The sequence below is a fragment of the Pseudomonas sp. NBRC 111139 genome (genome assembly GCF_001753955.1).
In the GTDB taxonomy this organism is placed as follows: domain Bacteria; phylum Pseudomonadota; class Gammaproteobacteria; order Pseudomonadales; family Pseudomonadaceae; genus Aquipseudomonas; species Aquipseudomonas alloputida.
The window spans coordinates 19,461-39,447 of record NZ_BCBP01000019.1; the positions used below are offsets into that span (position 1 = coordinate 19,461).

The window sequence follows — 19,987 nt, forward strand, 5'->3', positions numbered from 1 at the left end:
AAAGGGCCGGGCCTGCTGGCCAATCTCGACCCGCCGTTCACCGTCGCAGCCGCTACCGTATTCGCGGGTAAACCCACTCCTACACACAGATCGTTGGTGGACACACATCGGTGATTGGACACAGCCCGTCGTAGGAGCGGGTTCACCCGCGAACACCGGCAGAGCCGGTGCCATCCACCGCGTTGGTCTCTGTGCGGACATGCCCGCACAGAGACCTCGATCTGTCAGGCTCGCACACCCAGCATCCCGCGCTCGACGATAAAGTCGATCACCGCCTGCAACCCCTCGCCCTTCTTCAGGTTGCTGAAGGTCCAGGGCCGCTGCGGCCGCATGCGCTGGGTGTCGCGCTCCATCACCTCCAGTGAAGCCCCTACATAAGGCGCCAGGTCGGTCTTGTTGATCACCAGGAAGTCGGACTTGGTAATGCCTGGGCCGCCCTTGCGCGGGATCTTCTCGCCCTCAGCCACGTCGATCACATAAATGGTCAAGTCAGCCAGCTCCGGGCTGAACGTGGCGCTGAGGTTGTCACCGCCGCTTTCCACGAAAATGACTTCGAGGTTACCGAACTTGCGCGCCAGCGCTTCGACCGCCGCCAGGTTCATCGAGGCGTCTTCACGAATGGCCGTGTGCGGGCAGCCGCCGGTTTCAACGCCAACGATGCGCTCCGGCTCAAGGGCGCCGGCCTCGGTGAGGATGCGCTGGTCTTCCTTGGTATAGATGTCGTTGGTAACCACGGCAATCTGGTAGTGATCGCGCATGGCCTTGCACAGTGCTTCCAGCAGAGCGGTCTTGCCAGAGCCGACCGGGCCGCCGACACCGACGCGCAGGGGTTGTTGATAGCTTTGCATGCAGGCAGTCCTCAGGAACGGAACAAACGGGTGTATTGGGTTTCGTGACGCGATGAAGCGATGGCCAGCAGCGGCAGGCCGCCGCCAAGCTGGTCATCGCCCAGGGCCAGTGCCTGGTCCAGTGCAGCGGGCAAGTCGGCGCCGAGGTCGCGCAGCAAGGTCTGGGCAGCCTGCTGGCCGAACGGCACCAGCTTGACCCCGGCCATGACCGCGCCCTCCAGCCAGGCAAAGCCATGGCCCAATGCCAGTTGGCGCAACGGGATGGCCCAGTGCGCAGCCAGCCAGGCCATGCCGCCCAACTGGGTCAGCTCAAGGCTGGCGCGCCAGGCGGGTGCCTGGCCCAGTTGCCAGCCGTCGAGCAACCGCGCCAGCGCTGCGCCGCGCTGCTGTTCTTCCAGGCGCAGCTCGGCGGTTTCGCGGTTGGCCAGCAAGAACCGGCTCCAGTGACCGAACGCTTCGGCGTCCTCAGCCTGGCAGGCGTGGTACAGACGCGCCAGCACCGGCCAGTCGAGGCAGGCCAGGGTGTCGTGAACCTGCTCACGCTGCCAGCCGACAAAACTGTCCACGCCCCGAACCCAGCCGGCCTCGACCGCCCACTCCAGGCCTTGCGAATAGGTAAAACCACCCACCGGCAAGCCGGGGCTGGCCAACTGCAGCAGGCGCAGCAGCGCCAGGTCGCTGTTCATCAACCGGCCAGCACCAGCGCGGCGCCGGCCAAAAGGCCACCGCCAAAGGCCTTCTGCAGGCCGCTGTGGCGGCGCAGCAGGCAACCGACTGCAAAGCCCGCCGCCAGCAGCAAGCCGCTGACCACGACAAACCCCGCGCTGAATTGCCAGAACGCGCTCGGCGTGGCTTCTACGCCATGTGCCCAACCATGGAACAAGGCGAACACCGGCATGGCCATGGCCAGCAGCGACTGGCGGCTCGGCAGCAGCACCGCCCCGGCAGCCACCAGCAGCGACACGGCAATCAGGGTTTCCATGCCCAGCACATCGCCGAACAGGTGACCGCACACGGCGCCACCGAACATGGCCACCAGGGTCGCCAGGGGCAATGTCAGGTTGCGCCGGGTCAACGCGGCGAGCACGCCGGTGCCCAGCAGCATCAGCAGGTGATCGAGCCCGGTCAGCGGGTGCAGCAGGCCGTCCTGCAGCGGGTTGCTGTCATGGCCCGGATGGGCGAAGGCTGGCAGTGCCAGCATCAACAGAAACAGGGCGAAAGTCTTTTTCATCGGTTGCTCCAGGGCAGTTCAGGAATGGGCAGGCAAGCGTACGAACGGGTGATCGTGGCCATGGGCATGGCTGTGGCTGTGGCCATGCGGTGCACTTTGGTAAGCGCCCGCCTCAGGCTCGAACGGGGCCTGTTCGGCCTCTACCGTCAGGCCCAGCCCCCGCAGCATGTCGTCCAGCACATGGTCGTGCTGGAAGCGCAACAGCCCGGGTTCGATCTGCAGCGGCACATGGCGGTTACCCAGGTGGTAGGCGGCGCGGGCCAACAGGTGTGGATCGGTACAGCGCACCGTCGACACCGCCTCGGGCGCCGCCAGCACGCGGATCAGCTGGGTGCCCTCGGCATCGGCCAGCAATTCACCTCCGCGCAACAGGTGGCCGCGCTCCAGCATCAGCCCGGCTTCGCGGCCATCGTCCAGGGTTACTCGCAGGCGGCTCTTGATACGGCTGTCCACGTCGAGGGTGACAGTGCCACTGACAACCCGCGTGCCGGGTTCGGAGATACGGCGACTCAAGACAATCATGGGTGCTCCTCAGAACAGGAAATAGCGCTGGGCCAGCGGCAGTTCGCTGGCCGGTTCGCAGACCAGCAGCTCGCCATCGGCACGCACCTGATAGGTCTGCGCATCGACTTCGATCAGCGGCTGCAGGGTGTTGTGGACCATGTCCGGCTTGCGTACCCGCCGGCAGCCGTTGACCACGCCAATCAGGCTGCGCAGGTTCAGCGCCTCGGCCAGCCCGCGGTCCATTGCCGCCTGGGGCAGGAATGTCATGCGTGTGGCATGCCGAGCCGCCCCCAGCGCGCCGAACATCGGCCGATAGTGCACCGGCTGCGGGGTGGGAATAGAGCCGTTGATGTCACCCATGGGCGCGGTGACGATCATCCCGCCCTTGAGCACCAAAGCCGGCTTGACCGCAAAGAACGCTGGCGACCACAGCACCAGGTCGGCCAGCTTGCCGACCTCCACCGAGCCCACTTCGTGACCGATGCCGTGGGTGAGTGCCGGGTTGATGGTGTACTTGGCGATGTAGCGCTTGACCCGGAAGTTGTCGCTGTATGGGGTGTCCGGTGCCAGCGGCCCGCGACGCAGCTTCATCTGGTGCGCCACCTGCCAGGTGCGCAGCACCACCTCGCCAACCCGGCCCATGGCCTGGGAGTCGGACGAGGTCATGGCAAAGGCGCCCATGTCGTGGAGGATGTCCTCGGCAGCGATGGTTTCGCGGCGAATGCGCGACTCGGCGAAGGCCACGTCCTCGGCGATGCTCGGGTCCAGGTGGTGGCAGACCATGAGCATGTCCAGGTGCTCGTCCACGGTGTTGATCGTGTACGGCAGGGTCGGGTTGGTCGAGGATGGCAGCACGTTGGCCTGCCCCGCCGCACGGATGATGTCCGGGGCATGGCCGCCACCGGCACCTTCGGTATGGAAGGTGTGGATGGTGCGGTCGCCGATGGCCGCCAACGTGTCTTCGATACAGCCCGACTCGTTGAGGGTGTCGGTGTGAATCGCCACCTGGATATCCATTTCCTCGGCCACGCCCAGGCAACAGTCGATGGCTGCTGGCGTAGAGCCCCAGTCTTCATGCAGTTTGAGCCCGACAGCACCTGCGGCAATCTGCTCGCGCAGCGCGTCCGGCCGCGAGGCATTGCCCTTGCCCAGCAGCCCGATGTTGATCGGCAAGCTGTCGGCGGCCTGCAACATGCGCGCAAGGTACCAAGGGCCGGGCGTGCAGGTGGTGGCATTGGTGCCAGTGGCCGGCCCGGTTCCACCGCCGATGAACGTGGTGACACCGCTGTTCAATGCCTCGTCCACCTGCTGCGGGCAAATGAAGTGGATATGCGAATCGACTCCCCCGGCGGTGACGATCTTGCCCTCGGCCGCGATCACCTCGGTCCCCGGCCCAACCGGCACGTTCACGCCCGGCTGCACATCGGGGTTGCCGGCCTTGCCGATCACCGCAATGCGTCCATGCTTGATGCCGATGTCGGCTTTGACGATGCCCCAGTGGTCGATGATCAGCGCATTGGTCAACACCAGGTCCATGGCCTCGGCCGCCAGCATCTGGCCCTGCCCCATGCCATCGCGAATAACCTTGCCGCCGCCGAACTTCACCTCTTCGCCGTAGATCGTGAAGTCTTTCTCGACCTCCACCCACAGCGCAGTGTCGGCCAGGCGCACGCGGTCGCCAACCGTGGGGCCGAACATGTCGGCATAGGCCTGACGGGAAATACGGCTCATGCCCTGCCCTCCAGCGCGCCCATCACCTTGCCCTGAAAACCATAGACCTCACGCTTGCCGGCGTACGCCACCAGTTGCACGGTACGCGCCTGACCCGGCTCGAAGCGCACGGCAGTGCCGGCCGGGATGTCCAGGCGAAAGCCCAGGGTTGGCGCACGGTCGAATACCAGCGCGTCGTTGACCTCATAGAAGTGGTAGTGCGAGCCGACCTGCACCGGCCGGTCGCCATGGTTGGCCACACTGACGCTGACCGTTTCTCGGCCACTGTTCAACTCGATGTCGCCCGTGGCGACCTGGATTTCACCTGGGATCATGCGACGCTCCTTGGCGGTTTCAGACGATGGGGTCATGCACGGTCACCAACTTGGTGCCATCCGGGAAGGTCGCTTCGACCTGTACGTCGTGAAGCATTTCAGCGATACCGGGCATCACCTGCTCACGGGTCAGCACTTCACGCCCCAGGCTCATCAGCTCGGCGACTGTGCGGCCATCGCGGGCGCCTTCGAGCACCGCGGCACTGATCAGCGCCACGGCCTCCGGGTAGTTGAGCTTCAGGCCACGGGCCAGACGCCGCTCCGCCAGCAGCGCGGCAGTGAACAGCAGCAGTTTGTCTTTCTCTCTCGGGGTAAGCTCCATGGCGCTCTCTCAGGTAGCCCAGATACGCGGCGGACAGGCTGGCAGGCCGAGGATGGCCGGGCGCAGCACATGCCACAGGCGTTGCAGGGTGCGTTGCAGGTGTTGGTTGTCATGGTCGAGCACGCGGATCACCAGCAACGACCCGAGCAGGGTCGCACCGGCCGGGTTGCCCAGTTCATCGAGTAGCGGGCGCACCTGCTCCAGCACGGCCTGATCGGCAGGTGCGGCACAAAAGGTGGCGAGTAGCGGATGCCCACCCAGCTTGCCCAGGTGCCCGCCTGCGAGCCGCAGGCGCTCATGCAGGCCAACCTCGTCAGGCAGTTCGATGTGCAAAAGGCTGTCGAGGGCGCCGTGGTCGAAACGCTCGTTCATGACCGGACGGCCCAGGCACAGGGTTTCCCAGGCCAGCAGGCGGGCGCCCGGCTCGAGGGTAAAACGGCTGGCGAGGCTGGCGCGGGCGCCGGAGAAGAAGATGCTGTCCTGCGGCAGCCACTCCAGGGTGCTGCCCGTGGCCATGTGGAAGCGTTGGGTCAACCGCGCGGTCGGGCCAATGCTGCGGTAGAACTTGCTGGCGCCGGGCATGGTCAGCAGCGCGTGGCTACCCGGCTCCAGGTGAATGTCCAGTTCCAGGCGGTCGCCGGCGACGATACCGCCCGGCGGGTGCAGGACATAGACATGGCACGGCGCACCTTCAGGATAGAAAGGCCGCTGCACCAAAAGAGGTCCGAAATGCTTCCACGCACCAAGGCGGGTCACGCCGTCACGCTGCACAAAGCGCAACTGCAGGTGAGCACTCCAGCCTGCATCGTCTTGTTGTTGTTCGATCTGCTCCGCGAGCGACATCCTGCGGCCCCTGAAATCCGTGGCCTGCTGGCCGTTTAGAGGGTCCGGCGCGGGCGCCTGCTAGCGCGCACGGCCTGACCACTCGATCAAATTCGCAGGCTGGATATAGCAGGTTGCGGGCCAACTTCGCAGGTGAACGATGATGAAACCTGTGCGGTGCCCGCTCTGGCATCGGGCATGCGGGGGAATGGCGCACAAAGCAGGGGCGTGTGTCGGCCCTGTTTCGGTGCCGGCATACGTGAAAAGGGGGCTGCTTTGAGCCCCACAATATCAAGCCTCAGTAATCGAAGCGGTCCACGGCTCGCCGACGCTCGTTGTCATCACGCCGGTCATAGATGGCCGTGGTCTGGATATTGGCATGGTGCGCCAGCTTCTGCGCAATCGACAGGTCGTGCTCTTCGATCACCCGGGTAATGAATGCCCGGCGAAAATCGTGCGGCATGATCTTCACCCCCACCTGCGCGCCGCGCTGGCGGGCAATGTAGTAGATCGCATGCTTGGTAATGCGCGCCCGGGTAATGTGGTTGCCGCGACGGATGCGGTTGAACAGGAACGGGTCATCTTCCGCCCCGGCAGGCAGGTCCTGGCGGCGCAGTTCAAGCCAGGCCTGCAGCTTCTCGAACGCCCACGGCGGTGCGTACTTGACCAGCTGGTGGTTGCCCTTGCCCACTACCTGCAGGCTGCGCGCCTCGAAGTCGACCTGGTCGAGGTCGATGTCGACCGACTCCGACTTGCGCATGCCGGTGCCGTACAGCAAGGCAATGATCGCCGCATCACGTACCCCCTGTGGCCGCGGGTCGGCGGCGCACACATCCATCAGCTCGCGGATCAGGCTGCGGCGCAGGTTGCGCCCTGGCGGCAGGCGGCTGCCCGTGGCGGGCTTGACCTCGCGAATACGCAACAGCTGCTCGTGGTCGATCAGGCCCTGACGCCAGGCCTCGTTCATCACCCCGCGAATCGCGTTGACGTACAGCGACGAGCTGTTGGGCGCGAAGCCATCGGCACGCAGGGCAGCCACCAGTGCAATCACATGGCCCGGCTCGAGCCGATGCCAAGGCACATCGACAATGTTGCAGTCGACAAAACCTAGCCGGTCGGCGGCGTCCTGAAGAATGTAGCGCATGGTTTGCTGGCTGGATGGGGCCAGACGGGCCATGTACTGCAGCAGCGGATTTTTCGAGAGGTCGGACAAAACGTGAATCCTGTAGCGAAGCGTCAGCCGGCACTGAACCAGGCAAACCCTGAAGCAAGTCAAAACGACATACAAGCCAGTCTGAATGACCGCAACACGCGCGTGTCATTCGGACCCTGAGAAGTGCCATCACCTTGATATTCAAGGGCTTTGCAACTGGCACGGATCGTGATCTTACCCCAATTGAAGCCTACTGAACGAACCAAGGACTGCCCATGCTCTTGCAACCCACTGCTTCACGCCCACGCCAAGCCGTCTGGAGCCTGGGTTTTCGCCCGTTCTTCCTGGGTGGCAGTTTGTTTGCGCTGATCGCCCTGCTGTTGTGGGCCGGCGTACTGGCTGGGGCACTGGCCCCTGCACCGCCCGGGGGTATGCTCGCCTGGCACCGCCACGAGATGCTTTACGGCTTCGCCGCCGCCATTATCGCGGGTTTTCTGCTGACCGCCGTGCAGAACTGGAGCGGCATCCCAGGCTTGAGCGGGCGGGCGCTGCAGGGTGTGTTCCTGCTTTGGCTGCTGGGGCGGGTAAGCTGGTTTATGCCACTACCGGGTAGCTTGCTGGTACTGGTCGAGGGCAGCTTCCTGCCATTGGTGGCATTGAGCCTGGCACGACCGGTCCTGCAACGGCGCCTGCGCAACAACTACCCGATCGTCGTACTGGTGCTGTTGATTGCCGCCTGCCAGTGGCTGACCTTGGCCGGCTGGTTGCACCAGGACGAACTGTGGCAGCGTCGTGGAATATTTGCCGGGCTGTGGCTGGTGACGGCGATGATGACCGTACTCGGCGGCCGGGTCATACCATTCTTTACCCGCCGTGGCCTGGGTCACCTTGACGCGGCCCCTGCCCGCCCATGGCTGGACCGAGCCTGCCTGTTGCTCGGCGTCGCAGTACCGCTGGCGTTTGCCACCGGCCTGGCCGATACGCCGCAAGCAAGCCTGGCGGTGCTGTTTTTTGCCTTGTTCGCGCTGCACGCGACCCGACTGGTGCTGTGGCACGACCGTGGCCTGTGGCGCGTACCGTTGCTATGGTCGCTACACCTGGCCTACGCCTGGCTCGCCCTGGCCTGCCTGGGCATGGCGTTGTGGCATAGCGGGGTGGCCCTGAGCCCGAGCCTGGTGACCCACGCGCTGACCGTTGGCGCCATGACCGGGCTGATCCTGGCTATGATGGCGCGGGTCAGCCTGGGCCACACCGGCAGGCCATTGCAGGTGCCGACCAGCATTGCCTGGGCCTTTGCCCTGATGCAACTGGCGACCTTGGCCCGGGTGATTCTGCCGCTGTTCACATCGCTGGGGGTAAGCGTTTCGGCACTGTGCTGGAGCCTGGCGCTGTTGCTGTTCCTGCGCCATTACCTGCCCATCCTGCTGCGGCCCCGGGCAGACGGAATGCCCGGTTGACGTGCTTGGGCCGCCGTGCGGCGGTGTACCATGAGGGGAACTTGGTGGGTGGTTTGCTCACCCTCCTGATTGCGTCTGATCGCCAAAGGCGAAAGACCGCTAGACAATAGCCGCCGCCCACCACCCTGGAAACATCTGCTGCACCCGGGGCTCGGCGAAGCGTTCGTCAATCAGCACCAGTACGCCACGGTCCTGATCACCCCGAATAACCCGGCCCGCCGCCTGGACCACCTTGCGCACGCCCGGGTAGAGGTACGCGTAATCGAAACCCGCGCCAAATTGCCGCCCCAGGCGCTGTTTGAACTGCTCGTTGACCGGGTTGACCTGAGGCAGCCCCAGGGTAGCGATAAACGCACCAATCAGCCGCGTGCCGGGCAAATCCACCCCTTCGCCGAAAGCGCCGCCCAATACGGCAAAGCCCACACCTCGGCCATCGGCGACAAAGCGATCGAGAAATGCCTGGCGAGCTGCCTCGTCCATGCCCGGCTCCTGTGACCACAGCGGAATCTGCCCATGCTGCTCGGCCAACAGCCCTGCCACCTGTTGCAGGTATTCGAAGCTGCTGAAGAACGCCAGGTAGTTACCCGGCATACGCTCATACTGCCGGGCAATCAGGTCAACGATCGGCGCCAGGGAGGCTTGGCGCTGCTGGTAACGGGTGGACACCTGGCTGGCAATGCGCACCTCCAGCTGTTCGGCACGGAACGGCGCGGCCACGTCCAGCCAAGCGGTATCGGCTGGCATGCCCAGCAGGTCGCTGTAGAAGTGCCGTGGGCTCAACGTGGCGGAAAACAGCGTCACACTGCGCGCCGCCTGCATGCGTGGTGCCAGCAGCCGCGCCGGGGTGACATTGCGCAGGCACAGCGTGGCCAGCCGCCGCTTGCGCGGGCCCTGGCGCTGGCTGATGTCGAACAGAAAGTGCTCGTCGAACAGCTCGGCAACCCGGCAGAACTGCAAGGCCTGATAGTAGAACTGCAACACCTGGGGGTCCATGTGCGTGGGGGCCTGGTTCATCTGCTCCTGAATCACCCCGACGCACTGCTGCAGGGCGCGCAGCAGGCCTTCAGGCAGCGACTCACTGGCCTGGTACGGCGCACGCTGCTCTTTATACAGGGCGTTCCACTGCCTGTTCAGGCGGTCCAGCGCACTGACCAGCCCAGGCGGTTTGCTCTGGCGCAACGCCAGCAGCTGGCCCTGGTCAAGGCTGGCGCTGTACATGCCGCGCCCACGCTCGACCAGGTTATGCGCTTCGTCCACCAGTACTGCCACTCGCCACTGGTTGAGCTGGGTCAGGCCGAACAGCAAAGCATGCGCATCGAAGTAGTAGTTGTAGTCGGCGACCAGCACGTCGGCCCAACGCGCCATCTCCTGGCCCAGGTAGTACGGGCACACCTGGTGCGCCAAAGCCACTTCACGCAGGTTGGCGCGGTCGAGCAACGGCAGTGCTGCTGCAGCCTCGCGCGCAGCCGGCAAACGGTCGTAGAAACCTGCGGCCAATGGGCAGGACTCACCATGACAGGCCTTGTCCGGGTACTCACAGGCTTTGTCGCGGGCGATCAACTCCAATGTGCGCAGGGCAGGTTGGGCCGTGGCATCGGTGATCTGGCGCAGGGCATCCAGTGCGAGTGCCCGGCCTGGTGTCTTGGCGGTGAGAAAAAACAGCTTGTCCAGCTGCTGCGGCACCATGGCCTTCAGCAGCGGGAACAAGGTACCAAGGGTTTTGCCAATGCCGGTGCTGGCCTGGGCCATCAGGCAACGGCCGGTGCTCACCGCTTTGTACAAGGTTTCAGCCAACTGCCGCTGGCCCTTTCGGAACTGTGGGTAGGGGAAACTCAGCGCCAGCAGGCCTTGGTCACGGTCGGCCAGGCGTCGTTGCTGCGATCGGGCCCAGCCCAGAAAGCGCTGGCACTGGGTTTCGAAGAAGGCCTGCAACTCGGCAGCCGAACAGTGCTCCGTGAACAGCGTCTGGCCGTCGCTGTCCACGTCGAGGTACACCAGCGCCACCTCGATGGCGGGCAGTTGTCGTGCCTGGCACATCAACCAGCCATAAACCTTGGCCTGTGCCCAGTGCAACTGACGGTGATTGGCCGGTTGACACGCCAGGTCGCCACGGTGCGTCTTGATCTCTTCCAGGCGATTGCTGCCAGGGTCATAGCCATCGGCACGGCCCCGTACCCTGAGGGTTTCGAACTGGCCTTCAAGGGCGATTTCCGACTCGTAGCCAGCAGCCCGCCGTGCCACCACCCGCTGATGCCCTTCGATACCCTCCTGGGCGGTGGGCGATGGCGTGAAGCGCAGGTCCAGGTCGCCGACCTTGGCGCTGAACTCACACAAGGCGCGCACCGCTACGCTGTAGCTCAAGGCGTTTCGCTCCAGCGCACGTGGCACACCGCGACCGGCAGGCCGTGCTGCCCGCAGAACTCCAGCCAGCGCAGCTGATTGTCCTGCAGGCGGTCACCGGGCCCCTTGACCTCGACCATGCGATAACGGCCCTGCTCGGGCCAGAACTGAATCAGGTCGGGCATGCCGGTACGGTTGTTGCGAATGTCCTGCAACAGGCGCAGGAAACATTGCTTGAGCGCCGCGGCCGGCAGGCAAGCCAAGGCCTGCTCCAGCAGTTCCTCGCTGAGCATGGACCAGAACACGAACGGCGACTGCAGCCCCTGTTTGGCCGCGTAGCAGTCGAGAATCGCCTGGCGATGGCTACCCTCGTCGAGCCGCCCGAGGCAGCGTTCGAACAGTGCACTGCGCCGTTGCTGGAAGTCGCTGTCGTGCAGGTCCTGTGGCGCGGCCTGGAACGGGTTGAAGAATGCGCCGGGCACCGGGGCGAAGATGGCCTCCCAGCACAACAGGCCAAACAGGCTGTTGAACAGCGTGTTCTCCACGTAATGCGCCTGCCCCCCCTCTTGCATCAGGTGCTGACGCACGGCTTCTTCAACGCCCAGTGCAGCGTCCCCGCGGGGCAGTTCGAGCTCGATCAGTTCCAGCGGCGTGGTGCGCTGGCGCCGCTGTGGCGGGCCGCCGAGTTTGCGCGCCAGGCGTGGCAGCATGCGCTGCAGCGCCTGCACCTCCAGCGCGTTGGCAGGTGCCGCAGCCAGTTGCACCGCCAGTGCATGGGCCTGGTGCCACTGTTCGGTGCGCTCCAGCACCCTCACCTGGCGAATGCGCGCCTGGGGATGGTTGCATTGCGCATACACCGTCGTGGCCAAGTCCCATTCACCCAGGCGTTCGCATTGTTGGCCCACGGCGAATTGCAGCCGCGCATGGCGCCGGGCCAGCCAGGGGTTGCTGCTGTGCAGGCCCTGCAGGGTGGCAAGGATCGGCAGGGGGTCGCCGCCCTGCTCCAGGCGCTCGGCGCACTGGTGCAGCGCCATGGCCAGGTCGACATCGTCACGTTGCTGCAAGGCACGCGAATCGGAGCTGAACGGCACCTGCTCGTAACGCAGCAAGCCCAGGTCGGCAAGGACGAAGTCTGACCAGTCCTGGTACAGGTTGCCGAAGAACAGCAGGCGCATGCGGTCGCACAGAGGTTGCAGGCACCACTGGAGGATGCGCACCTCGCTGTCAGGAAACCACTCGACCAGTGACCGGGCTGCCAGCGCCAGGGGTTGCAGCTGTGCCAACAACTCATGCTTGGCCGCGCGCGGGCGGTTCAGTTGCCGGGCGAAGCAGCGGGCCAGTTCTTCCTTGCGCAGCAACGCGAACAGCTGTTCAAGGTCCAGTTGCTCGGGCTCCCGTACCCAGCCGAGGGCCAGCAACGGCTGCAGCGCCAGCGCAGTATCGCCGATTTCGGCGTAGTCGAGCCGATCGCTGCGAAACAACTCGCCTTTGCGCATCACCATGCGCACCATCAAGGCCTGGGCTGGCGCTTGCAGTTGACTGAAGGCACGGATGAAGGCCAGTTCCTGGTCATCGAGCAGGTCCTGGTAGCGCTGTTCGACCCACAGCACGACCTGGCGGAAGTTATGCAGGTAGTAGAACGGGTCGTCGACGGAATGGGCGATCACGGGCGGAAGTCAGATGGCGGCAACAGGCACTGTTTATACATACAGATACCCCTCCATGACAAGCGCCGCGGGTCGCGTCACAATCAACCAAGGGTTCAGGGGCTGCACTGCAGCCCCCGTAGCGTTCACGCCTGTTCAGTTGCGCCAGCCATCCCGCCTGCCTCGACCTTGGCACTGCCAATGGGTGCCTGTAGCAGCAGGAAGTACGCCACCGCCGAGCACAGCGCCACCACCGCGCTGATCATGAACGCTGTGGTGAACGAGCCCGAGTACTGGATGCTGAAGCCCGTCGCGATCGGTGCCACCGAGCCTGCGATGTAACCGCCGAAGTTCTGGATCGAGCCAAACGAGGCCACGCGCTGGCTGTCGACAATGGTGTTGACGATCATCCAGGCGGTGGCACTGGCCATATTGATGCTGAACAGCGCCAGGCAAAGCAGCATGATGCACCCCGTCAGGCCGGTGACGAACGACAGTGGCAAGGTGAACAGCGCTGCCAGCACCAGGCCAGTGATGACACTGAACTTGCGGCTGCCCAGTACGCTCATGCCACGCCTTACCAGCCAGTCACAGAAGCGCCCGGCAACGATGGTACCCGCCGCACCGAAGCCATACGCCAGCGACACCACCCAGGCGGTCTTGTACAGGTCCAGGCCATGCTCGCGCTCGAAGTAGCCCGGCAGCCAGGTCAAGTGCAGCCAGAGCATGTAGATCACCCCCATGAAACCCAACACCGCGCCCCAGGTACTGCGGTGCTTGAACAGATCAAGCCAGCCGGCAAAGTACGAAGCCTTCGGCGCGGTTGCCGTGGCGGCCGCAGCCTGGCGCTCACTCGGCAGCGGTTTGCCCTCGGCGGCAAGCTCTGCCAGAAAACGGGCCTTGCTCTTGTAGAAGGTCAGCCAGCACAGCGCCAGCACCACGCCGATCACGCCGGTAATGATGAACATGCCGCGCCAGCCAAAGTTGACCATGAACAGCGTCAGCAACGGCGGCGCCAGGCAGGGGCCAAGACAGGTCGACGACCAGACCACACCGGTCGGGGTGCCGCGCTCGTTGGCGTCGAACCACTCCGACAATGCCTTGGCCGCCGATGGGAACATCGGCGCCTCGCCAATCCCCAGCAACACCCGCAGGCCCATGAAACCGGCAAAACTGTTGACCATGCCAAACGCCGCCTGGGCAACCGACCAGCCCAGCAACGAAGCGCCGAGGGCGATCTTGCTGCCCAGGCGGTCAATGATCATGCCCATTGGCAACTGGGCAAAGGCATAGGCAATGGAAAACGCCGACAACAGGATGCCCATCTGCGACGGGCTGATCATCATGTCTTTCTGGATGGAGGTGTTGGCGATCGACAGCGCACTACGGTCCAGGTAGTTGACGATGCCGATCAGCAGCAGGAACACGACGGTAATGCGCTGGTACTTCTTCATTGGGTTCATGTGATGACCTTTATTATTATTGTTGCCGCGCTGTCAGCGCCTTGACGATCCCTCGATGATGCTGCGCCCCTCCCTGACGCAGCGAGCCGTTCAAAGCGGGCGGGCGGTGGCCGCAACCTCCAGCAGGCCACGCCGGCCGAGGTTGTCGATCAACGCGCGCAGGCCGAAGTCCCACTGCGGTGCCAGATCGCTGGTGGTCACGCGGTTGCACAGGGTACCCAGTTGCGGGTTGCTGATGCTCACCACGTCACCCGGTTTGTGGGTAAAGCCGTTACCCGGCTGATCGCGGTCCTGCTTGGGGGCGAACAGGGTACCGAGGAACAGCACCAGGCCGTCAGGGTACTGGTGGTTTTCGTTGAGGGTTTGCTGCACCAGGTCTTGCGGGTCACGGCTGATCTGGCGCATGGAACTGCGCCCGGAGAGGATGAAGCCGTCCTCGCCTTCCACCCGCAGGTCCACCTCGGCAGCACGCACATCGTCCAGGCCGAAACTTTCGTCAAACAACCGCAGCAGCGGGCCCAGTGCAGTGGAAGCGTTGTTGTCCTTGGCCTTGGACAGCAGCAACGCGCTACGCCCTTCGAAGTCGCGCAAGTTGACGTCGTTGCCGAGCATGGCGCCCTTGATGCTGCCATTGCTCGACACGGCCAGCACCACTTCCGGTTCTGGGTTGTTCCAGCTGGACTTGGGGTGGATGCCGATGTCGGCGCCGTGGCCAACCGCGGACAGCGGTTGGGCCTTGGTAAACACTTCGGCATCCGGGCCTATACCCACCTCCAGGTACTGCGACCACAGGCCCTGCTCTACCAGCACCTTGCGCAGCGCTTCGGCCTGAGCCGAGCCGGGCACGATCTGCGACAGGTCGGCGCCGATGCGGCTGGCCAGGGTGTCACGGATGGCGTCGGCCTTGGCCGGGTCGCCCTTGGCTTGTTCTTCTACCACACGCTCCAGCAGGCTGGTGGCGAAGGTCACACCAGCGGCCTTCACCGCTTGCAGGTCGATCGGCGCCAGCAGCCACGGCTGGTGCGGGGTGCGCCGTGCGGGATCGCTGTTGCCCAGCAATGCCGGCAGCGCAATCAAGGGTTCGGCCAGCGGCAAGGCACGCAGGTAGGCCACCGGATCGTCCACTTCCAGCAGCGCCGAGACGGTCGCCACGTGGGTGCTGATGTCGTAGACAGCGCCGGCTTTCACCAGCACCACCGCCGGCCCCTGCTCCGGCAACCAGACGCGCCCTACCCAGCTGCCGCTGTCAAAAACGCTGGCATCATGGTTCAGTGGCAGCGGTTGATTGGCGTTCGTTCGATCAGTCATCTGTGTTCCCTTGCTGTGCATCATTGGAAAAGTCCCGGCAGTTGCAACTGCCCAGCCACGCGCTCAAGGTCGGCTATCAACTGCGGCGAAAGGCTCACGCCCTGCTCCACGGCCTGGCGACGCAGGGCAAGGCCTGCTTGCCCGGGCAGGCGTACCGGGCGTTCGGGGTCGAGCGGGCGGCTTGCCAGAACCAATCCCCCCAAGAAGCTGGTTTCGTCGAGGAACGCCTCCAGGCCGCCGAACATGCGCGGGTCAATCACCAGCGCAGTCGCCGAGGCACCCCACTGGTCCGGTGCATCCTTGCGCCCATGGCCGGCCAGCCCCGAGGTGAGGGCTTCGACCAACAGCGCAAGGGCAAACCCTTTATGGCCAAAGGCCTGGCCGCCGAGCGGCAGGATGCTGCCTTGCGGGTGGGTAAAGAAATCGCCCGGGTCATCGCTGAGCTGCCCGTCATTGCTCACCAGCACCGGGTGCGGCAGACGTCGGCCGGCATCGCGGCATTGGCCGACCAGGCCGAGGGTGACGGTGGACATGCTGACGTCCAGCAGGATCGGCTCACCCTGGGTCGGGATACCGGCAGCAATCGGGTTGGGGGTGTACACCGGGTCGATGCCACCATGAGCACAGACCAACCCCACCGACGGATCCGACGAGTAGACGATGGCCAGCAACCCTTGGTCGGTGTATGGCTTGAGGTAGGCGGCCAGGCAGCCGATATGGGCAGCGCGGCGTACTACCGCAATACCGATGCCCTGCTTGATCGCGCCCGCGGCCGCGCAATCCAGTGCCCGGCTGACGCAATAGGGCCCCAACACGTAGTGGCCGTCGAACAGGCTGGAAACACCACTGTCGGCGACCTGCTCCAGCGCCTGCGCGCGGGCCTTGACCTGCCCGCTGAGCACGCCGTCGATGTAGCGGCTGACCAGGTTGAGGCCATGGGTACGGTGGCCGAGCAGTTCGCCTTCGAGCAGCACCCTGGTCACCACCTGGGCGACCTCCACGTCGGCTCCGGCTTTCATGAACAGTTGCTCGACAAACGTGGTAAGCGTTTGCACGTTGTACCGTGTGGTTTGAATCATTGCAGTTGCCTCGCAAATGGGACGGGAGCGGTCAATCAGGTCACGGCGCCGATCTGCCACGGGACGAACTCGTTTTGCCCGTAGCCGTGCTGTTCGCTCTTGCTGCGTTCCCCGGAGGCAATGCGCAGCATTTGCTCGAAGATGAATGCGCCGCGCTCTTCGATGCTGGTGGAGCCATCGGCGATGCCGCCACAATTGACGTCCATGTCCTCTTGCTGGTGCTCGAACACCCGGTTGTTGGTTGCCAGCTTGATCGATGGCGCCGGGGCACAGCCGTAGGCCGAGCCGCGGCCGGTGGTGAAGGCGATCAGGTTGGCCCCGCCGGCCACCTGACCGGTGGCCGAGACCGGGTCGTAGCCGGGGGTGTCCATGAACACCAGGCCCTGGGCACGCACGGCTTGCGCGTACTGATACACATCGACCAGGTTGCTGGAACCTGCCTTGGCCACTGCGCCCAGGGATTTCTCGAGGATAGTGGTCAGCCCCCCGGCCTTGTTGCCGGCCGAGGGGTTGTTGTTCAATTCGGCGTTCATACGCTGGCAGTAGTCTTCCCACCAGCGAATGCGCGCCACCAGCTTCTCCCCCACCTCACGGCTTACCGCGCGGCGCGTGAGCAAGTGCTCGGCACCATAGATTTCCGGGGTTTCGGAGAGAATGGCGGTACCACCGGCGGCCACCAGGCGGTCAACGGCATTGCCCAGTGCCGGGTTGGCGGTGATCCCCGAATAGCCATCTGAGCCGCCGCACTGCAGGCCGACCACCAGGTGGCGGGCACTGACCGGCTGGCGCCGTACCTGATTGGCCTCGGCCAACAGCGCCTTGACCTGGGCGATACCGGCAGCGATGGTTTTCGAGGTGCCCCCGATCCCTTGGATGGTAAAGGCGCGCAGTTGCGCACTCGCCTGCAGGCCCTGGGTTTCCAGCAGGGTTTCGATCTGGTTGGTTTCGCAGCCCAGGCCGATGATCAGCACGGCAGCGAAGTTGGGGTGGACGGCGTACCCGGCCAGGGTGCGGCGCAGCAGGCCCAAGGCTTCACCGCTCGGGTCCACTGCGCAGCCGGCACCGTGGGTCAGGGCGACCACACCGTCGACATTCGGGTAGTCGGCCAGCACCTCGGGGTGAATGTCACGGCGGAAATGGTCGGCCACGGCTCGGGCCACGGTTGCCGAACAGTTCACCGAGGTGAGAATGCCGATGTAGTTGCGGGTAGCGACACGGCCATCGGCGCGCACGATGCCCTGGAACTGCGCGGCGCAGCCTGGCAGGCTGCGGGTATCGACACCAAACGCGTAGTCGCGGGCAAAATCGCCCATCTGCACGTTGTGCACGTGCACATGGTCGCCAGCGTCGATCGCCTGGGACGCAAACCCGATGATCTGCCCGTAACGGCGCAACGGCTGGCCTTGCGCCACAGGCTCGGTGGCGAGCTTGTGGCCTGAAGGGATGGGCTGGCGCACGGTAATCGCCTCGGCATCCAGGCGCACGCCCGGCGCCAGGGCCTGGCGGGCGATGACGACGTTGTCCAAAGGGTTGAGGCGGATGACGGCGGGGTCACCGGATTTGGCAATCAGTTGCATGGGACCTCTCAGGGCGGAGCGGCTGACTTCTTGTTATGGCTGTCGCCACTGTAAGAAGCCTGGTGCCGCATTCCCAATGAGATGATCCGATCGAGCGATAACCTGGAGTTATCGCAAGGGTATTTGGGTGCGTGATCTTCAATCGGCTAGGGGTGGAACGCAGCATCTGCCGGAGATTGCCGCCGTCGCTGCGCGCCCTCCAGCAGAATCTCGACAAACGCCCTGGCGGAGGCGCTCAGCGGTTCATCCTTGCGGGTGACCACACCATACTCCAGCGCGGACACCTGCAAAGGGCTGCGCAGCTCCTTGAACTGCCCGCTGGCCAACTGCGCGGCCACCATCGAGCGCGGCAGCATGGCAATCATCGGTGCCGATTGCAGCAACTGCAGGAACATGGGCATGGAGATGGTCTCCACGCAGTCGGCAGGCGTGGCGATTCCGGCCACTCGGAACGCCTGCTCCAGGCGGTTGCGGATCGGCGTACCCACCGGGTACAGCACCCACGGCCAATCGCCTAGCGCCTCAAGCGGTGTGTTGTCGAGCCGGTTGAGCGGGTGCTCGCTGTTCACCACCAGGCTGAAGGGTTCAGGCTCAAGCGGCTGGAAGTCGAACAGCTGACCGAAGCGTTCCTCTGTGAAGCGGCCAATCATGATGTCCAGCTTGTTCTGCTCGAGCATGGTCAGCAGGTAATCGCTGGAATGCTCCACCACTTCAATCGACAGTAACGGGCTTCGCGCCTTGATGGCGGCGATGGCCTGCGGCAATACCAATGCGGTCGCGGCAAAGATCCCGCCAACCCGGATGAAACCGTGCCCGCCGTTGCGCAGGCGGTTGACCTGGTCGACGAACTGTTGCGACTCGGCCAGGGCACCCTGGGCGTACCGCACCACGTATTCTCCCAACTCGGTGGGTGGCATGCTGCGAGGCAGGCGCTCGAACAGGGCAAAGCCGAACTGCTCCTCAAGGTCACGCAGCATTTTGCTGAGCGCCGGCTGGCTGAGGTTCATGCGCGTGGCGGTGGCGTGCATATTGCGCGTGCGCGCCAGCGTGTCGATCAACACCAGGTGCTTGTAGCGGATCCAGTTGCAAAAGCTGGAATGGGTCATGTCCGGCGGCATAGACGCAGGGCCTCATGCAGGTGAAAGTTATTGTGCCCGCAGGTAGCGCAGCAAGGTATCAAGGGCAACCGAGTTGGGCCGCGAGCGCAGGGTCAGCACGCCGAGGTTGGCCATCGCCAGTGGCAACTCCACCGGCAGGATGGCGACCATGCCATAGCGGGCATAATGCTGGGCCACGTCATTGGGCACCACCGCAATCATTTCGGACGCTTCGAGCATGGCAGTGGTCGCCAGGATCGAAGCGGTTTCGACGATATCCAGCGACTGCACCATGCCGCCGGCCTGCAATGCGCTTTCGACGCGACGGCGCATCGGGCTGCCGATGGGGTGCAAGATCCACGTCAAGCTCACCAGGTCGGCCAGCTGCAGCCCTGTGGCTGTCGCCAAGGGATGACCTGCGCGAGCAATTACGCGCATCTGCTCACCGCCGTCGAACAGCTCGATATTCAGTTCCTGGCTGTCGCTCTGGTCCGGCAGGCGCCCCACCACCATATCGAAATCACCGCGTAGCAAGGCCGGCAGCAAGGTGTCGCTGGTGCCCACTTCCAGCGAGATACGCACCTTGGGCTGGTCGCGCTTGTAGGCCAGCACCGCCTTGGTCAGCACGCCCGGTACCGGGCCCATGACGCTGCCCACCCGCACCAGGCCCAACGCCCCGCGCGCCAGTTCGGCGATTTGCGCCTGGGCATGATCGAACTCATGCAATGCGTTTTGCGCATAGCGAATCATCACCTCGCCATACAGCGTCGCTTGCATCCCCCGGGGCAGGCGCTCGAACAAACGTACCCCCAGGCGCTCCTCGAGCTGCTGTAGCAACAGGCTGGCGGCCGGTTGCGTGGTGTGCATCGCGGCGGCGGCGCGGCGCAGGTTGCCGAATTCGCCCAGGGCATTGAGCAACGTGATCTGACGGCTGGAAATCTTCAAGGCACCGAGGCTGGCAGGCGCCTGGGCCTTGTCAGGTGGCAAGCGAGACATATCGAATCCGATATCACTGATTAAGATTTGGCGATTATGCCTGTATCGCTCGACAACCTACAGTCAGCTCTCCCTGTGCCTGAACAGAACAAGAGTCGA

Annotated in this window: 18 protein-coding genes; 1 reads left to right on the top strand and 17 read right to left on the bottom strand. The window is 64.5% G+C overall.

The genetic code is table 11. The features are described from left to right. Positions 1 to 224: 224 nt before the first annotated feature. The 9 genes from ureG to xerC form a co-directional block, all read right to left on the bottom strand. Positions 225 to 848, bottom strand: coding sequence for an urease accessory protein UreG (ureG, locus tag BJQ17_RS04520; protein WP_003253923.1), 624 nt, complete (start codon positions 846 to 848; stop codon positions 225 to 227). Between the two features lie 11 nt (positions 849 to 859). Beyond that, positions 860 to 1,534 carry an urease accessory protein UreF gene (locus BJQ17_RS04525; RefSeq protein WP_003253924.1) on the bottom strand — a complete coding sequence of 225 codons (675 nt, stop codon included), beginning with the start codon at positions 1,532 to 1,534 and terminating at the stop codon, positions 860 to 862. Beyond that, a complete protein-coding gene (locus tag BJQ17_RS04530) occupies positions 1,534 to 2,079 on the bottom strand; it encodes a HupE/UreJ family protein (RefSeq protein WP_070095573.1) in 546 nt (181 codons plus the stop codon). Before BJQ17_RS04530 ends, BJQ17_RS04525 begins: the two co-directional genes overlap by 1 nt. 18 nt (positions 2,080 to 2,097) lie before the next feature. Next, a complete protein-coding gene (gene ureE / locus BJQ17_RS04535; RefSeq protein ID WP_047605150.1) occupies positions 2,098 to 2,601 on the bottom strand; it encodes an urease accessory protein UreE in 504 nt (167 codons plus the stop codon). Between the two features lie 9 nt (positions 2,602 to 2,610). Further along, complete coding sequence (gene ureC / locus BJQ17_RS04540) at positions 2,611 to 4,314, bottom strand: urease subunit alpha (protein ID WP_003253927.1); 1,704 nt, start codon at positions 4,312 to 4,314, stop codon at positions 2,611 to 2,613. Beyond that, on the bottom strand, positions 4,311 to 4,628 hold the full coding sequence (locus BJQ17_RS04545) for an urease subunit beta (RefSeq protein ID WP_003253928.1): 318 nt from the start codon (positions 4,626 to 4,628) through the stop codon (positions 4,311 to 4,313). Before BJQ17_RS04545 ends, ureC begins: the two co-directional genes overlap by 4 nt. Positions 4,629 to 4,647: 19 nt before the next feature. Continuing rightward, positions 4,648 to 4,950 carry an urease subunit gamma gene (locus BJQ17_RS04550; protein WP_003253929.1) on the bottom strand — a complete coding sequence of 101 codons (303 nt, stop codon included), beginning with the start codon at positions 4,948 to 4,950 and terminating at the stop codon, positions 4,648 to 4,650. A 9-nt stretch (positions 4,951 to 4,959) separates the two neighbouring features. Further along, positions 4,960 to 5,793: an urease accessory protein UreD gene (locus tag BJQ17_RS04555; protein WP_003253930.1), complete on the bottom strand. Its 834-nt coding sequence runs from the start codon at positions 5,791 to 5,793 to the stop codon at positions 4,960 to 4,962. 277 nt (positions 5,794 to 6,070) lie between these two features. After that, positions 6,071 to 6,985 carry a tyrosine recombinase XerC gene (xerC, locus tag BJQ17_RS04560; protein WP_003253931.1) on the bottom strand — a complete coding sequence of 305 codons (915 nt, stop codon included), beginning with the start codon at positions 6,983 to 6,985 and terminating at the stop codon, positions 6,071 to 6,073. 215 nt (positions 6,986 to 7,200) lie between these two features. Here xerC and BJQ17_RS04565 point away from each other — a divergent pair, with 215 nt between their 5' ends. Further along, a complete protein-coding gene (locus tag BJQ17_RS04565; protein WP_060538485.1) occupies positions 7,201 to 8,382 on the top strand; it encodes an NnrS family protein in 1,182 nt (393 codons plus the stop codon). 99 nt (positions 8,383 to 8,481) lie between these two features. Here BJQ17_RS04565 and BJQ17_RS04570 read toward each other — a convergent pair whose 3' ends face one another. The 8 genes from BJQ17_RS04570 to BJQ17_RS04605 form a co-directional block, all read right to left on the bottom strand. Beyond that, complete coding sequence (locus tag BJQ17_RS04570; protein WP_070095574.1) at positions 8,482 to 10,743, bottom strand: ATP-dependent DNA helicase; 2,262 nt, start codon at positions 10,741 to 10,743, stop codon at positions 8,482 to 8,484. Beyond that, positions 10,740 to 12,389, bottom strand: a complete 1,650-nt coding sequence (locus BJQ17_RS04575) for a VRR-NUC domain-containing protein (protein WP_070095575.1) — start codon at positions 12,387 to 12,389, stop codon at positions 10,740 to 10,742. The genes BJQ17_RS04570 and BJQ17_RS04575 overlap by 4 nt, the downstream gene beginning before the upstream one ends. A gap of 125 nt (positions 12,390 to 12,514) precedes the next feature. Next, complete coding sequence (locus tag BJQ17_RS04580) at positions 12,515 to 13,822, bottom strand: MFS transporter (RefSeq protein ID WP_232968798.1); 1,308 nt, start codon at positions 13,820 to 13,822, stop codon at positions 12,515 to 12,517. Positions 13,823 to 13,921: 99 nt separating this feature from the next. Continuing rightward, entirely contained in the window at positions 13,922 to 15,139 is a 1,218-nt protein-coding gene (locus BJQ17_RS04585; RefSeq protein WP_070095577.1) for a fumarylacetoacetate hydrolase family protein, read from the bottom strand. A 20-nt stretch (positions 15,140 to 15,159) separates the two neighbouring features. Further along, a complete protein-coding gene (locus BJQ17_RS04590; protein WP_070095578.1) occupies positions 15,160 to 16,218 on the bottom strand; it encodes an Ldh family oxidoreductase in 1,059 nt (352 codons plus the stop codon). A gap of 35 nt (positions 16,219 to 16,253) precedes the next feature. Further along, positions 16,254 to 17,795: a UxaA family hydrolase gene (locus BJQ17_RS04595; protein ID WP_047605147.1), complete on the bottom strand. Its 1,542-nt coding sequence runs from the start codon at positions 17,793 to 17,795 to the stop codon at positions 16,254 to 16,256. A 146-nt stretch (positions 17,796 to 17,941) separates the two neighbouring features. After that, positions 17,942 to 18,913 (bottom strand): LysR family transcriptional regulator, encoded by a 972-nt coding sequence (locus BJQ17_RS04600; RefSeq protein ID WP_070095579.1) that lies wholly within the window; start codon positions 18,911 to 18,913, stop codon positions 17,942 to 17,944. Between the two features lie 27 nt (positions 18,914 to 18,940). Next, a complete protein-coding gene (locus BJQ17_RS04605) occupies positions 18,941 to 19,888 on the bottom strand; it encodes a LysR family transcriptional regulator (RefSeq protein WP_019437173.1) in 948 nt (315 codons plus the stop codon). Positions 19,889 to 19,987 lie beyond the last annotated feature (99 nt).

Excerpts from the sequence above, each read along its gene's own strand:
- BJQ17_RS04545 (WP_003253928.1), bottom strand. The coding sequence starts at position 4,628 with ATGATCCCAGGTGAAATCCAGGTCGCCACGGGCGACATCGAGTTGAAC.
- BJQ17_RS04555 (WP_003253930.1), bottom strand. The coding sequence starts at position 5,793 with ATGTCGCTCGCGGAGCAGATCGAACAACAACAAGACGATGCAGGCTGG.
- BJQ17_RS04565 (WP_060538485.1), top strand. The coding sequence starts at position 7,201 with ATGCTCTTGCAACCCACTGCTTCACGCCCACGCCAAGCCGTCTGGAGC.
- ureE (WP_047605150.1), bottom strand. The coding sequence starts at position 2,601 with ATGATTGTCTTGAGTCGCCGTATCTCCGAACCCGGCACGCGGGTTGTC.
- BJQ17_RS04525 (WP_003253924.1), bottom strand. The coding sequence starts at position 1,534 with ATGAACAGCGACCTGGCGCTGCTGCGCCTGCTGCAGTTGGCCAGCCCC.
- BJQ17_RS04605 (WP_019437173.1), bottom strand. The coding sequence starts at position 19,888 with ATGTCTCGCTTGCCACCTGACAAGGCCCAGGCGCCTGCCAGCCTCGGT.
- BJQ17_RS04595 (WP_047605147.1), bottom strand. The coding sequence starts at position 17,795 with ATGCAACTGATTGCCAAATCCGGTGACCCCGCCGTCATCCGCCTCAAC.
- BJQ17_RS04580 (WP_232968798.1), bottom strand. The coding sequence starts at position 13,822 with ATGAAGAAGTACCAGCGCATTACCGTCGTGTTCCTGCTGCTGATCGGC.
- ureC (WP_003253927.1), bottom strand. The coding sequence starts at position 4,314 with ATGAGCCGTATTTCCCGTCAGGCCTATGCCGACATGTTCGGCCCCACG.
- ureG (WP_003253923.1), bottom strand. The coding sequence starts at position 848 with ATGCAAAGCTATCAACAACCCCTGCGCGTCGGTGTCGGCGGCCCGGTC.
- BJQ17_RS04600 (WP_070095579.1), bottom strand. The coding sequence starts at position 18,913 with ATGCCGCCGGACATGACCCATTCCAGCTTTTGCAACTGGATCCGCTAC.
- BJQ17_RS04550 (WP_003253929.1), bottom strand. The coding sequence starts at position 4,950 with ATGGAGCTTACCCCGAGAGAGAAAGACAAACTGCTGCTGTTCACTGCC.
- BJQ17_RS04585 (WP_070095577.1), bottom strand. The coding sequence starts at position 15,139 with ATGACTGATCGAACGAACGCCAATCAACCGCTGCCACTGAACCATGAT.
- BJQ17_RS04590 (WP_070095578.1), bottom strand. The coding sequence starts at position 16,218 with ATGATTCAAACCACACGGTACAACGTGCAAACGCTTACCACGTTTGTC.
- BJQ17_RS04530 (WP_070095573.1), bottom strand. The coding sequence starts at position 2,079 with ATGAAAAAGACTTTCGCCCTGTTTCTGTTGATGCTGGCACTGCCAGCC.